This window comes from Pseudorhodoferax sp. Leaf274, assembly GCF_001422445.1.
In the GTDB taxonomy this organism is placed as follows: domain Bacteria; phylum Pseudomonadota; class Gammaproteobacteria; order Burkholderiales; family Burkholderiaceae_C; genus Pseudorhodoferax.
In genome coordinates this window covers 169,428-186,901 of sequence record NZ_LMNA01000002.1, presented here as the reverse complement: position 1 = coordinate 186,901, position 17,474 = coordinate 169,428, and the positions used below count along the sequence as shown (strand labels likewise).

General features: G+C 69.5%; 18 protein-coding genes and 1 tRNA gene. 12 read left to right on the top strand and 7 right to left on the bottom strand.

Going from position 1 to position 17,474, the window contains the following annotated elements:
• Positions 1-150 precede the first annotated feature (150 nt).
• Positions 151-1,131: a DUF2169 domain-containing protein gene (locus ASF44_RS06450; RefSeq protein ID WP_162243785.1), complete on the bottom strand. Its 981-nt coding sequence runs from the start codon at positions 1,129-1,131 to the stop codon at positions 151-153.
• Positions 1,132-1,332: 201 nt separating this feature from the next.
• On the opposite strand from ASF44_RS06450, the gene ASF44_RS06445 reads away from it, so the two are divergent.
• Positions 1,333-1,734: a hypothetical protein gene (locus ASF44_RS06445; protein WP_056898383.1), complete on the top strand. Its 402-nt coding sequence runs from the start codon at positions 1,333-1,335 to the stop codon at positions 1,732-1,734.
• Between the two features lie 325 nt (positions 1,735-2,059).
• Here ASF44_RS06445 and ASF44_RS06440 read toward each other — a convergent pair.
• From ASF44_RS06440 to ASF44_RS06430, 3 genes are all read right to left on the bottom strand, one after another.
• A tRNA-Met gene (locus ASF44_RS06440) sits at positions 2,060-2,136 on the bottom strand.
• Between the two features lie 36 nt (positions 2,137-2,172).
• Positions 2,173-2,952, bottom strand: coding sequence for an enoyl-CoA hydratase (locus ASF44_RS06435; RefSeq protein WP_056898382.1), 780 nt, complete (start codon positions 2,950-2,952; stop codon positions 2,173-2,175).
• Positions 2,953-3,013: 61 nt separating this feature from the next.
• Positions 3,014-4,702, bottom strand: coding sequence for an AMP-binding protein (locus ASF44_RS06430; RefSeq protein WP_056898452.1), 1,689 nt, complete (start codon positions 4,700-4,702; stop codon positions 3,014-3,016).
• Between the two features lie 206 nt (positions 4,703-4,908).
• On the opposite strand from ASF44_RS06430, the gene ASF44_RS06425 reads away from it, so the two are divergent.
• Positions 4,909-5,793, top strand: coding sequence for a transporter substrate-binding domain-containing protein (locus tag ASF44_RS06425; RefSeq protein WP_056898381.1), 885 nt, complete (start codon positions 4,909-4,911; stop codon positions 5,791-5,793).
• A gap of 79 nt (positions 5,794-5,872) precedes the next feature.
• Positions 5,873-6,574: a hypothetical protein gene (locus ASF44_RS06420; RefSeq protein WP_056898380.1), complete on the top strand. Its 702-nt coding sequence runs from the start codon at positions 5,873-5,875 to the stop codon at positions 6,572-6,574.
• A gap of 23 nt (positions 6,575-6,597) precedes the next feature.
• Here ASF44_RS06420 and ftsY read toward each other — a convergent pair whose 3' ends face one another.
• Positions 6,598-7,701 (bottom strand): signal recognition particle-docking protein FtsY, encoded by a 1,104-nt coding sequence (ftsY, locus tag ASF44_RS06415; RefSeq protein WP_056898379.1) that lies wholly within the window; start codon positions 7,699-7,701, stop codon positions 6,598-6,600.
• Between the two features lie 29 nt (positions 7,702-7,730).
• On the opposite strand from ftsY, the gene ASF44_RS06410 reads away from it, so the two are divergent.
• Together ASF44_RS06410 and ASF44_RS06405 are read left to right on the top strand one after the other, a co-directional pair.
• Positions 7,731-9,179 (top strand): pitrilysin family protein, encoded by a 1,449-nt coding sequence (locus ASF44_RS06410; RefSeq protein WP_056898378.1) that lies wholly within the window; start codon positions 7,731-7,733, stop codon positions 9,177-9,179.
• Positions 9,176-10,510, top strand: coding sequence for a pitrilysin family protein (locus ASF44_RS06405; protein WP_056898377.1), 1,335 nt, complete (start codon positions 9,176-9,178; stop codon positions 10,508-10,510). Before ASF44_RS06410 ends, ASF44_RS06405 begins: the two co-directional genes overlap by 4 nt.
• Positions 10,511-10,521: 11 nt before the next feature.
• Here ASF44_RS06405 and ASF44_RS06400 read toward each other — a convergent pair whose 3' ends face one another.
• The gene (locus tag ASF44_RS06400; protein ID WP_056898376.1) at positions 10,522-11,412 is read right to left on the bottom strand and encodes a LysR family transcriptional regulator ArgP; all 891 of its coding nucleotides are present in this window, start codon (positions 11,410-11,412) and stop codon (positions 10,522-10,524) included.
• Between the two features lie 87 nt (positions 11,413-11,499).
• Between ASF44_RS06400 and ASF44_RS31540 the strand changes: the two genes are divergently transcribed.
• Genes ASF44_RS31540 through coaD form a run of 3 tightly spaced genes read left to right on the top strand, consistent with a single transcriptional unit; the run spans position 11,500 to position 13,252 of the window.
• Positions 11,500-12,114 carry a LysE/ArgO family amino acid transporter gene (locus ASF44_RS31540; protein WP_056898375.1) on the top strand — a complete coding sequence of 205 codons (615 nt, stop codon included), beginning with the start codon at positions 11,500-11,502 and terminating at the stop codon, positions 12,112-12,114.
• Positions 12,115-12,123: 9 nt separating this feature from the next.
• Positions 12,124-12,714 (top strand): 16S rRNA (guanine(966)-N(2))-methyltransferase RsmD, encoded by a 591-nt coding sequence (gene rsmD / locus ASF44_RS31535; RefSeq protein WP_056898374.1) that lies wholly within the window; start codon positions 12,124-12,126, stop codon positions 12,712-12,714.
• A gap of 40 nt (positions 12,715-12,754) precedes the next feature.
• Complete coding sequence (gene coaD, locus ASF44_RS06385) at positions 12,755-13,252, top strand: pantetheine-phosphate adenylyltransferase (RefSeq protein ID WP_056898373.1); 498 nt, start codon at positions 12,755-12,757, stop codon at positions 13,250-13,252.
• A gap of 17 nt (positions 13,253-13,269) precedes the next feature.
• Here coaD and ASF44_RS06380 read toward each other — a convergent pair whose 3' ends face one another.
• On the bottom strand, positions 13,270-13,983 hold the full coding sequence (locus ASF44_RS06380; RefSeq protein ID WP_056898372.1) for an alpha/beta fold hydrolase: 714 nt from the start codon (positions 13,981-13,983) through the stop codon (positions 13,270-13,272).
• 73 nt (positions 13,984-14,056) lie between these two features.
• Here ASF44_RS06380 and ASF44_RS06375 point away from each other — a divergent pair, with 73 nt between their 5' ends.
• From ASF44_RS06375 to ASF44_RS06360, 4 genes are all read left to right on the top strand, one after another.
• Positions 14,057-14,749: a histidine phosphatase family protein gene (locus tag ASF44_RS06375; protein ID WP_056898371.1), complete on the top strand. Its 693-nt coding sequence runs from the start codon at positions 14,057-14,059 to the stop codon at positions 14,747-14,749.
• Between the two features lie 133 nt (positions 14,750-14,882).
• Complete coding sequence (locus ASF44_RS06370; protein WP_056898370.1) at positions 14,883-15,866, top strand: tripartite tricarboxylate transporter substrate binding protein; 984 nt, start codon at positions 14,883-14,885, stop codon at positions 15,864-15,866.
• Positions 15,863-17,095 carry a CaiB/BaiF CoA-transferase family protein gene (locus tag ASF44_RS06365; protein ID WP_056898369.1) on the top strand — a complete coding sequence of 411 codons (1,233 nt, stop codon included), beginning with the start codon at positions 15,863-15,865 and terminating at the stop codon, positions 17,093-17,095. Before ASF44_RS06370 ends, ASF44_RS06365 begins: the two co-directional genes overlap by 4 nt.
• Positions 17,092-17,469, top strand: a complete 378-nt coding sequence (locus tag ASF44_RS06360) for a cupin domain-containing protein (RefSeq protein WP_156374374.1) — start codon at positions 17,092-17,094, stop codon at positions 17,467-17,469. Before ASF44_RS06365 ends, ASF44_RS06360 begins: the two co-directional genes overlap by 4 nt.
• Positions 17,470-17,474: the final 5 nt, after the last annotated feature.

Below are 17,474 nucleotides of genomic sequence, written 5' to 3'. Positions count from 1 at the left end.
TGCAATCGTAGGCGTCCAACAAGATGCTGCCGATGGCGCCGCCACCGCCAGCCCACTGCGCCATCGTCGCGCCCAAGCCGCCGGCTGCCGTGCACACGCCGGCACTTTGCACCGGCACGGCAAGAACCCGGCGCGGTTGCGTCTTTCCTGTCATGGCTTCAACTCCACCGGATGATCGCGGCTGCCCAGCATGAGGCTGCGCAGCGCATTGCCACGATGCACGTCTGGCACGAAGGCCCGGAACAACAGCGTGACTTGGCGCCTGTCCGCATCGATCAGCACGGTATTGAGCGGCAATGCATGGGCCGCAAATTCCCCATAGTGGTAACTGTGCAACTGCGGCGCCAGATCCGGCAACTCGAAAAACAGGGCCTGCCCATCGTCCGTGAACCCTTGCGCGCGGACCGGCTCGCCGCCTTTGAGGTGCGGGCTGAACTGCAAGTCAGGGTGGGCGGTGTTGTGAAAGTGCGCGGTGCCGTCCCGTGGCCGGGCCGGCGCGCGCGTGGCCCGCCAGCGCGCATCACGGGTTCCCCCGTGGTCCACGCGCGGTGCCCACAATGGGTTCAATGCACCTGGGATCTGGGGTGTGCGCCGATCCTGCCATTGCTTGATGCGTTGACGCGGGTCTTCGATGGCGGGCAGGGCAAGGCCCTGGATGGTGGCGGCACGCGGATCCACGTGGAAGCCCTGGCCTGCGGGATTGAAGGGCCAGTGCTGCGCATCGGCCCGGCCACCGAACCGGTCTGCGCCGCCGTAGGCTTGCTGCCAGGCCAAAGGCCGTCGCGTCACGCGGCCCTGACCCACCGCCTTGAAGCGGCGGCTCAGGAAAAGGGAGAGCAGCCGCGTGACGAACCAGCGGCTGCGCCACTGCCGTGGTCGGTGTACGCGCATCGGGAACACGGCAGCACCCACACCCAGCCAGGACTCGAAGTCCTTGACGCCGCTGTCAGCCGCGCTGCTCGGAATCTGCGCGTGGCCCGGCAGCATGACATTGGTGGCTGGCTGGGGATCCATCACATCGGCCGGGCGTAGCAGCGGAGCCAGTTCGTCGGGCAGCCCGGTGGCCGCGAAGCCCTCGTCGAAACGATCTTCGTACACGAGCGGTTCGGTCGTCTCCAGGGCGCGCAACACGCCGTCTGCCGCCACTGATGAGCGCGGCCGCGTCTAGGTGATCGCCGACCACTTGCATTCCTCGGCGCGGCCTATCGGGCGAAGCGGCGGCGTCCTACCGCATCAGGCGCGCCATTGGTGGAAAGTCCCTTCCGCCGGACACCTTACAACAGCAGCCCGGCGACCAACAACATATCAACGTCAACTTCCGAAGGACACAGTATGAAAAAGCATCTTCTCTGGATCGCCTTGGCTGGCAGCCTCTTCGCCACGACCGGCGCAAACGCGATGACCAAGGACGAGTACAACGTGGCCAAGGAAAAGATCTCGGCCGACTACAAGGTGGCCAAGGCCAAGTGCGACACCTTGAAGGACAACGCCAAGGATGTCTGCGAGAAGGAAGCCAAGGGCACGGAGAACGTGGCAAAGGCCGAACTGGAGCAGAGCTACAAGCCTTCCAATAGCCATGCCAAGAAGGTCGCCGAAGCCAAGGCCGAGATGACCTATGAAGTGGCCAAGGAGAAGTGCGATGACCTGTCTGGCGACGCCAAGAACGCCTGCACCAACCAGGCCAAGGCAAACCACGACGCTGCCAAGGTCGAAATCAAGCGCATGAAGGGCTGATCGCCAGCTGGCGAGGGCAACAGGGTCCTCCTCGGACCAATGCGCCCCGTAGACCACCAAGCCGCCGACAGGCGGCTTTGTCGTTTCTGGGGTTCCTGAGTTGTCCCTGTCGCCCGTGGGCAACGCTGTGGACAACACAAAGGGGAACTGCGGGGATCGTTGCCTGGTGCGGGCTGCAGCCCGGTGCCCAAGAAAGAGGCACAAGCAGCTTCCCGCCTGCTTTCAGGGGCCGCCACCATTTCGTTCGGGTGCTTGCAGCTGGGCTGCAAGCTGCGACCAGCCAAAGAAAAAGGGCCTAGCATCGCTGCTAAGCCCTTGATTTGTTTGGTGGCGCTTCACGGATTCGAACCGCGGACCTGTGGATTATGATTCCATCGCTCTAACCGACTGAGCTAAAGCGCCAAGCCGCACATTATAGCGCGGAATTTCAAGCCAACTTCAAGTGTTGGTGAAGCCCGCCTTGCGCTTGCCGATGAAGGCGTCCATGCCCTCCTTTTGGTCGGCGGTGGCGAACAGGCCGTGGAACAGCCGGCGCTCGAACATCACGCCATCGGACAGCCCGCTTTCGAAAGCCCGGTTGACCGATTCCTTGGCGGCCATCACGGCGATCTGCGAGAACTCGCAGATCGACAAAGCAGCACCCAAGGCCTCTTCCTGCAGCTTGTCCAGGGGCACGACGCGGCTGACCAGGCCGGAGCGCTCGGCTTCGGTGGCGTCCATCATGCGGCCCGTCAGCGCCATGTCCATGGCCTTGGCCTTGCCGACCGCGCGCGGCAGCCGCTGCGTGCCGCCGGCGCCGGGGATCACGCCCAACTTGATCTCGGGCTGGCCGAACTTGGCGTTGTCGGCCGCGATGATGAAATCGCACATCATCGCCAGTTCGCAGCCGCCGCCCAGCGCGAAGCCGCTGACGGCCGCGATCACAGGCTTGCGGATGCCGCGGATCTGCTCCCAGTTGCGCGTGATGTAGTCGCCCTTGTAGACATCGGCGAAGCTGTACTTGGCCATGGCGCCGATGTCGGCACCGGCGGCGAACGCCTTCTCGCTGCCGGTCAGCACGATGCAGCCGATGCTGTCGTCCCGGTCCAGCGTCTTCAGCGCGTCGCCCAGCTCGTTCATGAGCTGGTCGTTCAGCGCGTTGAGTTGTTTGGGCCGGTTCAGCGTGACGATGCCGACCTTGCCGGCTTCCACACGCAACGTGATGGTCTCGTACTCCATGGTCTCTCCGATGTTGTCTAGGGCAAAACGCCGACGACTATACCGACGAGAGCCAGATCCATCAGACCTTCTCGCGACGCAGTTCGCGCCGCAGGATCTTGCCGACGTTGCTCTTGGGCAGCTCGTCGCGGAACTCGATGTGCTTGGGACGCTTGTAGCCCGTCAGGTTGTCGTGGCAGTGGCGCGAGACGTCTTCTTCCGACAGCAAGGGGTCGCTGCGGACCACGAACACCTTGATGGCCTCGCCCTGCTTCTCGTCGGGAATACCGATGGCCGCGCACTCGACGACACCGGGACACAAGGAGATGACGTTCTCGAGCTCGTTGGGGAAGACATTGAAGCCGCTGACGAGGATCATGTCCTTCTTGCGGTCGACGATGCGGAAGTAACCCTGCGCGTCCATGGTGCCGATGTCGCCGGTGCGCATGTAGCCATCCGGTGTGAACGCGGCCGCGCTCTCGCCAGGGCGTTGGTAGTAGCCGCGCATCACGTTGGGCCCCTTGATGCAGATCTCGCCGGCCTCGCCCTGCGCCAGCGACTGGCCTTCGTCGTCCTTGATGGCGATGTCGATGCCGGGCAGCGGCAAGCCGATGGTGCCGCTGAAGGCTGTCGCCGTGACCGGGTTGTTGGTGCCGATGGCCACGGTTTCGCTCATGCCCCAGCCTTCGACCATCGGGCAGCCCGTCACTTCGACCCACTGCCTTGCCGTGCCTTCGGACGCCGCCATGCCACCCGCCTGCGACACGCACAGGTGGGAGAAGTCGAGGTGCCTGAACTGGGGATGCTGCAGCAACGCGTTGAACAAGGTGTTCACGCCAGGCAGCAGATGGAAGGGGCGGGCCTTCAGCACATCGACGAACTTGCCGATGTCGCGTGGGTTGGGGATCAGCGTCAGGTGCGACCCGAGCCGGATGGCCAGCAGGCACAGCGTGAGCGCGAAGATGTGGTACAGCGGCAGCGCGGCGACGCTGTTGACCTTGCGCAGGTCGCCCACGCGCGCCAGCGCAGGCGAGAACCAGGCCTCGGACTGCAGCACGCCGGCGATCACGTTGGCATGCGTCAGCACGGCCCCCTTGGACAGTCCGGTCGTTCCCCCCGTGTACTGCAGGAAGGCGATGCTGTCGAGCGTGGCCTGGCCCGGACGCAGGCTGCGCCGCCCGCCCTCGGCCAGCACCGTGCGAAAGGGCGTCACGCTGCGCCCGTTGTCCAGTGGCAGCTGGAACTCCGGCACCATCTTGGCCAAATGGCGCACGGCGAACGTGATCCACGGGCCGTGGAACGTGCCCAGCATGTCGCCCATCGAGGCGACCACCACGTGCCGCAGCGGTGTGTCTGCGATCACGCTCTGCAGCGTGTGCGCGAAGTTCTCCAGGATCACGATGGCGCTGGCGCCGGAGTCCTTGAGCTGGTGCGCCAGCTCGCGTGCCGTGTAGAGCGGGTTGACGTTCACGCAGGTGTAGCCCGCGCGCAGCACGCCGGCCATCGTCACCGCGAACTGCGGAATGTTGGGCAGCATGATGGCCACGCGCGCGCCTTCTTCCAGGCCCATGCCCTGCAGCCAGGCGCCCACGGCGGCGGACGCCTCGTCGAGCTCGCGGTAGGACATCCAGCAGTCCATGCAGACCGAGAACGGCTGCGCGGCATTCTTCTTGAACGACTCTTCCAGCAGCTGGGCAAGCGAGCGGTAGCGCGCAACATCCACGTCGTGCGGCACGTTCGGGGGGTAGCTGTTCAGCCAGGGCTTTGCCATCTGCGTCTGCATGTGTGTCTCTTGCATGGGTATCGGGGCCGCCAGCGTAAGCAACATGCGCTCTGCGCGTGAGGGGGTTTTACCGACGTCCCTCGGCCACGCCCCAGGTCTGCAAAGCCGGTGCCACGCACTCAGGCATATCCCTTGCTATTGCGTGTGGGCCGTGTCCCTACACTGGTTGCTCCATCCGTTCGCCGAGGAAGCCCATGCCTGCCTTGTCCCGCCTGACCGCCATCGCCCTGTGCTGTGCCAGCCTGTCCGCTGCCCATGCCGACACCTTGAAGAAGGTGGCCGAGAGCAACAGGATCACCGTGGCGTACCGCGAGTCGTCGGTGCCGTTCAGCTACCTGGCCGGATCGACCAAGGCCGTGGGCTTCGCGGTCGACCTGACCGATGCCGTGGTCGAGGCCGTCAAGAAGAAGCTGAACAGGCCCAGCCTGGAGGTCGGCGCCATGGCCGTGAGCTCGCAGAACCGCATTCCGCTGCTCACCAACGGCACCATCGACCTGGAGTGCGGGTCGACCACCAACAACACCGCGCGCGGCAAGGATGTGGCCTTCGCCATCAACCATTTCTACACCGGCACGCGCCTGATCGTGAAGAAGTCCTCCGGTATCAGGAACTACGCCGACCTGGCCGGCAAGACCGTGGCCTCGACCACCGGCACCACCAATGCGCAGGTGATCCGCAAGTACAACCAGGACAACAACCTCAACATGAACGTGGTCCTGGGCAAGGACCACGACGACGCGCTGCTGCTGGTCGAGAGCGACCGCGCCGTCGCCTTCGCGATGGACGACATCCTGCTGTTCGGCCTGCGCGCCAACTCCAAGGCGGCAGACCAGCTGGAGGTGGTCGGCGATTCGCTGCAGGTCGAGCCCTATGCCTGCATGCTGCGCAAGGACGACCCCGCGTTCAAGGCGCTGGTCGACGGCGTGTTCGCCGACGCCATGAAGTCGGGCGAGTTCGAGCGCCTGTACAACAAGTGGTTCCTGTCGCCGATCCCGCCGCGCGGCACCAATCTCGGCCTGCCGATGAGCCAGCAGCTGCGCGACAATCTGAAGGCCCTGAGCGACAAGCCCGCCATGTAGGTCCGCATGCGGCACCGGCGGGTGCCCCAATCCCTTGATGCCGTCCTGCCGTTTTTTCTCCTGCATTGCCGCGCCATTCATGGCGCTGTCGGCCGCAGCCCAACCCGCGCCTGCCAGCTTCCACATGGTCCAGCGCATCGACGAGATGCTGGTCGGCGTGGACGCGATCGCGCTCGACGTGGTCGACCGCCACCACGTGGCCGGCACCTATTTCCTGGTGCATGCGCTGCGGCCGTCGCCGCTGGTCGGCTATGCCAACTACGTGATCGACTGCCGCGTGCCGCAGCGCATCGCCATCCTCAGCTCGGTGATGCCCTCGGGCCGGCTCGAGCCCGAGCAGCCCTTCGTGCAACCGCCGCGCCGCAGCGGCCGCATCGATCCGTCCAGCCTGGCCTTCGAGCCCACCCACGTGATGGACGGAACGGCCTTCGTCGCTTCCTTCAGCTGCGATGCCAGCGGCGCGCCCGGCCGCGCCGCGCAGATCGCGGCCGAACTCGCCGCGCGGGGCAGCCCGCCCGACAGCCGCAGCCTGTACTGCCAGATGCGGCCCGATGCCGGGCAGGCGGCACGCCGCGCCGAGGTGCGCTACAGCGCGGCCGAGAACGCCGTGGCCGTGAACGGGCAGTGGCTCAGCTCGGGCTTCGTGGCGGGCGACGAGGTGGTGTTCGGCACCGGCGCGCAGTGGCGCGTGGACACGCGCAAGCGCCAGGCGCGGCTGCTGCGCGACGACGGCCGCCAGCTGTTCCAGGGCGAATGCCAGACCAGCCCGGAGCGGCCCTGAGCAGCCGTGGGCTGCCTTGACGCTCAGCCCAGCAGCGCCTGCGCGAACTCGCGCGCGTCGAAGGTCTCCAGGTCTTCCAGCCGTTCGCCCACGCCGATGAAGTAGACCGGCACCGGCCGCTCCTGCGCGATGGCGGCCAGCACGCCGCCCTTGGCCGTGCCGTCGAGCTTGGTCACGATGAGGCCGGTCAGGCCGATCGCGTCGTCGAAGGCCTTGACCTGCATCAGCGCGTTCTGGCCCGTGTTGCCGTCGATCACCAGCAGCACCTCGTGGGGCGCGCCGGTGCCGGCGCTGCCGTTCGCCGTGTCGGCTTTGACCAGCGTGCGGCGGATCTTCTTGAGTTCCTCCATCAGGTGCAGCTGGGTCGGCAGCCGGCCGGCGGTGTCCACCAACACCACGTCCTTGCCGCGTGCGCGGCCGGCGTTCACGGCGTCGAAGGCCACGGCGGCCGGGTCGCCGCCCTGCTGGCTGATGATCTCCACGTAGTTGCGGTCTGCCCAGACGGCCAGCTGCTCGCGCGCGGCCGCGCGGAAGGTGTCGGCAGCGGCCAGCAGGACCGAGGCCTTGTGGCCCGCCAGGTGCCGCGTGAGCTTGCCGATGGAGGTGGTCTTGCCGGCGCCATTGACGCCCGCCACCATGACCACGGTCGGCTTGTGCTCCCCGATGACCAGTGGCTTCTGCAGGGGCCGCAGCATGTCGGCGATGGCATCGACCAGCAGCTCGCGCACGGCGGCCGGCTCGGTGGCACGGGCCTCCTTCACGCGGCGGCGCAGGTCGTCCAGCAGCACCGTCGTGGCCTTCACGCCGGTGTCGGCCTTCAGCAGGGCTTCCTCGAGCTCCTCGTACAGCGCCTCGTCGATGCGCGTGCCGGTGAACACGGTGGTGATGCTGCTGCCGGTCTTGCGCAGGCCCAGCTTGAGCCGGTCGACCCAGCCGGCGCGCGCCGCAGGCTCGGCGATCTCGACAGGGGGCGGCTCCGGTGCGGGTTCCGCCTTGGCGCCGAAGGGATTGCGCAGCCAGTTCCGGCCGGCGGGCTCGGGCGGTTCTGGCGCGGCCGCCGGCTCGGGCGCCGCCTCGGCGGGGGCCTGCTCGGGCGTTTGCGGTTTTTTCTTGAAGAAACTGAACATTTGGGGCGTTCTTAGAATCGGATGATTCTATGAAACGCATTCTTTCTGCGTCCGCCATGGCCTTCGCGCTGGCCTGGACCTCCATCGGCCTGCAGGCACAGACCGCACCCTCGGCGCCTTCCCCTGCTGCAAGTCCCGGCGCTTCGTCTGCCGGCGCCCAGCAGTTCCAGTTGTCCAACGGCATGACGCTGATCGTCAAGCCCGACCGCCGCGCGCCCACGGCCGTGCACATGGTCTGGCTGCGCGTGGGCAGCATGGACGAGGTGGACGGCACCAGCGGCGTGGCCCATGCCGTCGAGCACATGCTGTTCAAGGGCACGGAGCAGCTCCAGCCCGGCGAGTTCTCGCGCCGCGTGGCGGCCATCGGCGGTTCCGAGAACGCCTTCACCTATTACGACTACACCGGCTACTACCAGCAGATCCCCTCCGGCCGGCTCGAGGAGGTGATGCGGCTGGAGGCCGACCGCTTCGCCCACAACCGCTGGCCCGACGACGAATTCACGCGCGAGCTGGCCGTCATCAAGGAAGAGCGGCGCATGCGCACCGACGACGCGCCGCGCGCGCGGCTGTACGAGGCGCTCATGGCCATGACCTTCCAGGCCGCGCCCTACCGCCGGCCCATCATCGGCTGGATGGGCGACCTGGACAGCCTGACGGCCGACGACGTGCGCAACTTCTACCGCCAGTGGTACGTGCCGGCCAACGCCGCCGTGGTGATCGCGGGCGACGTGGACGTGGAGCAGGCGCGGGCGCTGGCCGAGCGCATCTACGGCGCCATCCCGGCCGCCGCGGTGCCCGGCCGCAAGCCGCGCGAGGAGCCCGAGCAGCGCGGCATGCGCCGGCTGGAACTCAAGGCCCCGGCCGAGCAGTCCTACCTGGCCATGGCCTTCAAGGTTCCCAAGCTCACCAGACTGGAGGACAGCGACGATGCGCTCGCGCTGACCGTGCTGTCGGCCGTGCTCGACGGCTACCCCGGCGCCCGCCTGGAGCGGGCACTGACGCAGGGCCCGGACCGCATCGCCGACAGCGCCGGCGCCAGCAACGGCCTCATGGGCCGCGGCCCGCAGCTGTTCGTGCTGGACGGCGTGCCGGCCCCGGGCAAGACCACTGCGCAACTGGAGGCGGCGCTGCGCGAGCAGGTGGCGCGCGTGGCCCGCGAAGGCGTGAGCGCGGCCGAGCTCGCCCGCGTCAAGACACAGTGGGTGGCCGGCCAGGTCTACAAGCGCGATTCGCTGTTCAACCAGGCGCGCGAGTTGGGCAGCCAGTGGGTCGGCGGTTTCGCGCCCGACCTGTCCGACCGGCTGATCGAGCGGTTGCGCCAGATCACGGCCGAGCAGGTGCAGTCGGTGGCGGCGCGCTACTTCGGCGATGACCAGCTCAACGTGGCCGTGCTGCGGCCGCAGCCCATCGATCCGGCCACCCGCAAGAACGCACCCGCCGGTGCACGCCCAGTCCCTTCCAGCGAGCCGAGCCGATGAACAAGCTGACTTCTTCCGCGCGGCTGCTGCTGGCCGCATCCCTTCTCGTGGCCGCCGGCTGGGCCGGCGCCGCCATCCCGCTGCAGCGCTGGACCCAGCCGAGCGGCGCCGAGGTCTACCTGGTCGAGAGCCCGGGCATTCCCATGGTCGATGTGCAGATCGACTTCGACGCCGGCTCGCGCCGCGACCCGGCCGCGCAGGCCGGCCTGGCCAACGCCACGGCGGGGCAGGCCAACAAGGGCATCGCTGCGCAGGGCAAGGATCCGGCGCTGGACGAGAACGCGCTCGGCGAGGCCTGGGCCGACCTGGGCGCCTCCTTCGGTGCCAGCGCGGGCCGCGACCGCATGAGCTTCTCGCTGCGCTCGCTGACCTACCCGGACCTGCTGCCCAAGGCTGCGGCGCTTGCGGCGCGCCAACTCGGTACGCCCGCCTTCGATGGAGCGGTCTGGCAGCGCGACCGCGAACGCATCGGCGCGGCGCTGCGCGAGTCCTACACGCGGCCCGGCACGGTCGCCGGCCGCACGTTCCAGGAATTGGTCTACAGCGGCCACCCCTACGGCCGCGAGACCACCGAGCAGACACTGGCCGCGATCTCGGTCGACGACCTGCGCAGCTTTTATGCCCAGACCGTCCTGCCGTGCCGGGCCAAGGTCAGCGTGGTCGGCGCCGTCACGCGCAAGGAGGCCGACCAGCTGGTCCGCACCCTGCTGTCGCGCCTGCCGCAGGCGCGCTGCGCGCCGCTGCCGGCGGTTGCCGAGGTGCCTGCGCTGGCGAAGGCCGAGGAGCGCCGCATCCCGTTCGCGTCCAACCAGGCCCAGGTGTTGATCGGGCAGCCCGGCATCAAGCGCGACGACCCGGATTTCTTCGCCGTGCTGGTGGGCAACCACATCCTGGGCGCGGGGGGCTTCGTCTCGCGGCTCACGCACGAGGTGCGCGAGAAGCGCGGGCTGACCTACGGCGTGTCCAGCGACTTCTCGCCGGGCCGGCACGCGGGCGCCTTCACGATCGGCCTGCAGACCCGCACCGACCAGGCCGACGCGGCCATCGCGGTGGCGCGCGAGACGCTGGCGCGCTTCGTCGCCGAAGGGCCGACCGAGCAGGAGTTGAAGGCCGCCAAGGACAACCTGGTCGGCGGCTTCGCGCTGCGGCTGGACAGCAACCGCAAGCTGCTCGGCAACGTGTCCAACATCGCGTGGAACGGCCTGCCGCTGGACTACCTGGACAACTGGACGCAGCGCGTGGAGGCCGTCACGGTGGCGCAGATCCGCGCCGCGTTCGCGCGCATGCTGCAGCCCGAGCGCATGGTCACGGTGGTGGTCGGCGGCGCCTGAGGCGCACGCACTCAGGCCAGCGCAGCGCGCGCGGCGGCCAGCACTGCACGGCCCAGCCCGTCGAGCAGCGACGAGGCGGCCCGCGCGTGCTGCCAGTACAGCGGCACGTCCAGCGGCGTGCCGGGCACCAGTTCCACCAGCAGGCCGGCCGCCAGCAGCGGCTGCACCAGCGGCAGCGGCTGCATGCCCCAGCCCATGCCGGCCGAAGCGGCCGCGACGAAGGCCTGCGGCGAAGGCAACAGGTGGCAGGGCAGCGGAACGGCCTTGCGGCACAGGCGGCGCACCCAGCGCGCCTGCAGCTGGTCCTTGCGGTCGAACAGCAGGCTGGGCGCCAGCGCCAGGCTGCGGGCCTGCACGCCATCGGCGAAATGCCGCGCCATGAAATCCGGGCTGGCCGCGGCCACGTAGCGCAGCGTGCCCAGCGCCTGGCTGTTGCAGCCAGCCGCCGGCTTGGCCAGCGCCGTCACGGCCGCCAGAACGGTGCCGCTGCGCAGCCGTTCGGCCGTGTGGTCCTGGTCGTCCACGGTCAGGTCCAGCAGCACCGGGGCGGTGGCGGCGTACTGCGCGGCAGCCGGGGCGAACCAGCTGGCCAGGCTGTCCGCGTTCACGGCCACGGGCAGCCGTGCGCGCTCTGCGGCTGGCCCGGCGGCCACCGGCAGCGCCCCCTGCAGGTCGTGTTCCAGCAGGCGCACCTGGGCCACGTGGCGGCACAGGTGCTGGCCGACTTCGGTGGCGCGGCAGGGCTGGCCGCGCACCACCAGCACGCAGCCCACGCGCTCTTCCAGCTGCCGCACGCGTTGCGAGATGGCCGACGGCGTCACGTGCAGCGCCTGGGCGGCGCGCTCGAAGCTGCCTTCGCGCACCACGGCGGCCAGCGCCGACAGCGCGGCATAGTCCAGCATGGCGTTCCTTGTGGATGAAGCAAAACTGAACCGAGTTTAGAAGTTCGCGCTGGCCCCCTGGCTGCTGCGCGGGCATGCTCGGCGCCCATGACTGCTTTCCTCCAGGGCTTTTCGCTGAGCCTCGCCTTGATCGTCGCCATCGGCGCGCAGAACGCCTTCGTGCTGCGCCAGGGCCTGCGCCGCGCCCATGTGCCGCAGGTGGTGCTGTTCTGTGCGCTGGCCGACGCGGTGCTGGTGGCAGCCGGCGTCTACGGCATGGCCGGTGTGCTGGGCGCGCAGCCGCTGCTGGCGCGCGCGCTGGCCGCGCTGGGCGCCGTGTTCCTGGCCGGCTATGGGCTGCGCGCGCTGTGGCGCAGCCGGCGGCCGGCCACGCTGCAGGCTGCCGCGGCCGCGCCCGGTGGCCGGGCCGCCGTGCTGGCGCAGGCGGCCGCATTCACGCTGCTGAACCCGCATGTGTACCTGGACACGGTGCTGCTCGTCGGCTCGGTCGGTGCACAGCATGCGCCGCTGGCGCGGGCCGTCTTCGTGGCCGGCGCGGCGCTGGCCAGTGCCGGCTGGTTCGCCGCGCTGGGCTTCGGCGCCCGCTGGCTGGCACCGGTGTTTGCGCGGCCGCGCGCCTGGCAATGGCTCGACCGCTTGATCGGCGCCACCATGCTGGTGCTGGCGGCAGGGCTGGCCATGCGGGCCGCTGGCGTCGCTTAAGCTCGCCGCATGCCCCGTTCCCCTGCCAAGACCACCACGCCCTCCGCCCGTCCGCACGAAGTCCGCATCATCGGCGGGCAGTGGAAGCGCACCAAGCTGCCCGTGGCCGACAAGCCCGGCCTGCGTCCCACGCCCGACCGTGTGCGCGAGACGCTGTTCAACTGGCTCGGCCAGGACCTGACCGGCTGGCGCTGCCTGGACATGTTCGCCGGCACCGGCGCCCTGGGCCTGGAGACCGCCTCGCGCGGCGCGCGCGAGGTGCAGCTGTTCGAGACCGATGCGGCCCTGGTGGCCCAGCTGGTGCAGCTCAAGACCCGGCTCGGCGCCGCGCAGGTGCAGGTGACGCGCGGCGACGGTGTCGCGCTGACGGGCCGCCTGGCCGCGGCCAGCATCGACCTGGTGCTGCTGGACCCGCCGTTCGACAGCAAGTCGTACGAGCCTGCCATCGCCGCTGCACTGCGCGTGCTGACGCCGCAGGGCCGCCTGTACCTGGAGGCACCCGAGCACTGGAGCGCCGAACGGCTGGCCGGCCATGGCCTGGCCGAGCTGCGCCACCTGAAGGCCGGCGCCGTCCATGCGCACCTGCTCGGCCGCGCATAATCGCGCCGCACGAGACAAGCCCCCCAGGAGGAAGCCGCCCATGAGCCAGAACGTGATTGCCGTCTACCCCGGCACCTTCGACCCCATGACCTTGGGCCACGAGGACGTGGTGCGGCGCGCGGCCCAGCTGTTCGACGTGGTGATCGTGGCCGTCGCCGCCGGCCACCACAAGAAGACGCTGTTCTCGCTGGACGAGCGGATCGAGATGGTGCGCGAATCGGTGAAGGCCTATCCGCAGGTGCAGGTGGAGAGCTTCGCCGGCCTGGTGCGCGACTTCGTCGTCGCCAAGGGCGGCAAGGCCATGGTGCGCGGCCTGCGCGCGGTGACCGACTTCGACTACGAGTTCCAGCTCGCCGGCATGAACCGCGCGCTGATGCCCGAGGTCGAGACCGTGTTCCTCACGCCGGGCGACAAGTACCAGTTCATCTCCAGCACCTTCGTGCGCGAGATCGCCACGCTGGGCGGCGAGGTCGAGAAGTTCGTCTCGCCCTATGTGCTGCGCTGCCTGACCGACAAGGTGCGGCAGGCCAGGGACTGAATCCAGGCCACAGCCGCTCAGCGCGGCTGCGGCGCAAGCCGCGCCAGCCAGTCCAGCAGCAGCGCGTTGACCGCGGCCGGCTGCTCCATCGTCAGCATGTGGCCGCACAGCGGCAGCAGGTGCAGCTCGGCCTGCGGCACGAGCGCGGCGATCTCGCGCGCGCACTCGGGCGGCGTCAGGCTGTCGGATTCGCCGCTGGCGACCAGCACCGGGCAGCGCAGCGCGGGCAGGTGCGCGCGCGCATCGGGCCGGGCCATCACGGCGCGGTTCTGGCGCACCAGCTGGTCGGCGCCGACGCGCAGCACCATCTCCAGGTAGCTTTTCGCCAAGGGCTTGAGTTCTGGATGGCGCCGGTCGAAGGCGAAGGGCACGTTGGCACGCAGCACCTCGTCGGCGCGCCCGGTCTCGAACAGCACGATGGCCTGCTCGCGCAACTGGCGCATGTCGGGTGTCTCGGGCCGGGCAGAGGTGCCCAGCAGCGCCAGGCCGCGCACACGGGCCGGCGCCTGGCGGGCCGCCTCCATGGCCACCATGCCGCCCATGGAAGCGCCGCACAGCACCAGCGGACCGGGATGCTCGGCCAGCAGCAGGGCGGCCATGTCCTCGATGCGTGTGCAGCGTTCGGCCACGTCGGCGACGGCGGCGTTCCAGCGCGCGGGCAGGGCCGCCAGCTGCGCCTGCCACAGCGCGGCATCACAGGCCAGGCCTGGGATCAGAATCAACTTGTCCATTTATGCTCAAAATAAACGATCGAACTCGCGCAGTGGCCGAGCTTATCCGGGGTCGTCTCCCGATAATTCCGGCATGACCCGTCTGATTCTCGTGCGCCATGGTGAAACCGATTGGAACCGCCAGCTGCGCTTCCAGGGCCAAGTGGACGTGCCGCTGAACGCCACCGGCCATGAGCAGGCGCTGCGCGTGGCGCGGCGCCTGGCGCAGGGCGACGAGGTGCACCGCGTGGTCAGCAGCGACCTGGTGCGCGCGCGCCAGACCGCTGAGCCGCTCGCCGAGCTGCTGGCGCAGCGCGGCCTGCCGGACCCGACCGCCATCGCCGGCCTGCGTGAGCAGAGCTTCGGCGTGGTCGACGGCATGAGCGTGGACGAGATCAAGCGCCTGCATCCCGCCGCCTGGAACCAATGGGTCGACTACCGGGCCGACTATGCCTTCGAGGGCGGCGAGAGCACGCGCCACTTCCACGCGCGGGTGGTCTCGGCCGTGCGCGACCTGGTGCTGGCCCATCCTGGGCAGACCGTGGTGGTGGTGACGCACGGCGGCGTGCTCGACATGGTCTGGCGCAGCGCCCGGGCACTCTCGCTGGACGGCCCGCGCGAGACGCACATCCCCAATGGCGGCGTCAACCGCGTCCAGGTGCATGTGGACGCGGACCCGCACCGGCTGGACATTCTGGACTGGGCCGACGTCGCCCACCTGGACGGCATGCCGCCGCAGCCGGTCTACGACCAGGCGCGGCTGGCCGAGATCCGCCGGCGCGTCTGACGCCCGCGGCCTGGCGGCCGGCCGATCATTCGCAGAAGCAATGATCCGAGCCGAAAGACCAATTGGACTCGAATGCTTGGGCTGGGGAAGATGCGTGCGCGCTGCACCCAACGAATCCCTGGAGACAAGTCCCATGCGTCCATCGCCCCTCTCACGCCTCTCGCGCCGCCTTGCGCTCGCGCTGGCCCTGTTGGCCGGCCTCGCCAGCCTGCCCGCCGCGCGGGCCCAGAACACCCAGCCCCTGATGTTGGTCGTGCCGTTCGCGGCCGGCAGCGGCACCGATGCCGTGGCCCGCACCGTGGGCCAGAAGCTGGCCGAGAAGCTGGGCCAGCCCGTGCTCGTCGACAACAAGCCCGGCGCCAATGCCCAGGTGGCGGCCCAGTACGTGGCCAAGGCCAAGCCCGATGGGCTGACGCTGTTCATGACCACCAACACCTCGCACTCCGCCAACCCGGCGCTGTACAAGGAGCTGCGCTACGACCCGATCAAGGACTTCACGCCGATCGCGCGCGTGGGCGAGCTGCCCTTCGCGCTGGCCGTGCACCCCTTGGTGCCGGCGAAGACCCTGCCCGAGTTCATCGCGTATGCCAAGGCCAACCCCGGCAAGCTCTCATACGCCACGCCCAACAGCACCTCGCTGGTGGCGATGGAGACCATCAAGCGCATCGCCGGCATCGACATCGCGCAGATCCCCTACAAGAGCAGCCCGCAGGCCATGACCGACCTGGTCGGCGGGCAGGTGCAGGTCTACGTGGCCGACCTCGGTTCGGGCATGGCCATGCTCAAGACCGACAAGATCCGCACGCTGGCGATCACCACGGCGCGCGAGTCGCAGATCCTGCCCGGCGTGCCGCCCGTGGGCGCCACGGTCAAGGGCTTCGACCTGACCTCGTGGAACGGCATCTTCGGTCCGGCCGGCCTGCCCAAGCCGGCGGTGGACCGCGTCAACGCCGCGCTGCAGCAGGTGCTGGCCGACCCCGACACGCAGGACAAGCTGCGCCAGCTGGGCTTCGAGGTCTGGCCGTCGAAGACGCCGGAGGAGTTCACCCAGTACGTGGCCGACCAGCTGGCGCATTGGGGCCAACTGATCCGGCAGGCCGGCGTGAAACCCGAATGAGTGCGGCGCAAGGCCCGCTGGCCGGCGTCAAGGTGCTGGACCTCAGCTCGGTCATCATGGGGCCGTTCGCCACGCAGATCCTGGCCTCGCTGGGCGCCGTGGTGACCAAGCTCGAAAGCCCAGAGGGCGACAACATGCGCCACGTGGGGCCCATGCGCAACCCCGGCATGGGCCACATCTTCCTGCAGGCCAACCAGGGCAAGCGCAGCATCGTGCTCGACCTCAAGCAGCCGGCTGCGCGCGCTGCCGCGCTGCGCCTGGCCGGGCAGAGCGACGTGCTGATCAGCAACGTGCGCCCGCAGGCGCTGGCCCGCCTGGGCCTGGACGCCGCCAGCGTGCGCGCCGCGCACCCGCGGCTCATCCACGTCAACTGCTGCGGCTTCGACCAGGACGGCCCGTACGCCGCTCGGCCGGCCTACGACGACCTGATCCAGGGCGCCACCGGCATCCCGTGGTTGACGCAGGCCTACGCGGGCGGCGAGCCGGCCTACGCGCCAGTCACGCTGGCCGACCGCGTGACCGGCCTGCACGCGGTGTACGCCATCACCGCCGCGCTGTACGCGCGCGAGAAGACCGGCGAAGGCCAGGCCATCGTGGTGCCGATGTTCGAGGCCATGACGCAGTTCGTGCTGGGCGACCATCTGGCCGGCCTGGCCTTCGAGCCGCCGCAGGGCGACGCCGGCTACGCCCGGCTGCTGACGGCGCACCGCCGCCCCTACCGCACGCGCGACGGCCATCTGTGCGTGCTGATCTACAACGACAAGCACTGGCGCAGCTTCTTCGCGGCGATCGGCGCGCCGGGCCGGGCGCTGGCCGAAGACCCGCGCTTTGCCACGCACAGCGCGCGCGCCACCCACATCGACGCGGTGTACGCCGAGGTGGGGCGCCTCATGCAGACGCGCAGCACGGCCGAATGGCAGGCGCTGCTGGACGCGGCCGACGTGCCCAACATGCCCATGATGGGCCCGGCCGAACTGCTGGCCGATCCGCACCATGCGGCCACCGGCTTCGTGCGCCGCTTCGACCACCCGAGCGAAGGCCGGCTGGTCGGCACCGGCGTGCCCACGCGCTGGAGCGGCACGCCGCCGGCCGACCAGCCCGGTCCCGCGCCGCGGCTGGGCGAGCATTCCCAGGCGGTGCTGCGCGAGGCCGGCTTCACCGAAACCGAGGTCGCCGCCCTGTTGCAAAGCGGCGCCTGCCACCAGGCTCCCGAGGAGACATGCCCATGAGATCGCCCTTGTTCGTACGCAGCAGCGAGGTGCCGAGCTACAGCCCGGCCAACCACGACCACACCCACAACCAGCGCCTGATCGGCCCGGCCAACGGCGCCCGGCACCTGGAGGTGGTGCTGGGCACCATCGGTGCGGGCGGTGGCGCGCTGCCGCACGCGCACCCGGGCATGGAGCAAGTCTGCTACCTGCTCGAAGGCACGGCGCGTGCCGAGGTCGATGGCGAGGTGTTCGAGATGCACCCGGGCGATGCCTGCCTGTTCCCGGCCGACACCATGCACGTCTTCACCGTCACGAGTGCGCAGCCCGCGCGCCTGCTCGTCATCTACAGCCCGCCCTACGGCGAAGACCCGGCGCGCGTGCGCCGCCCCTGAGGACA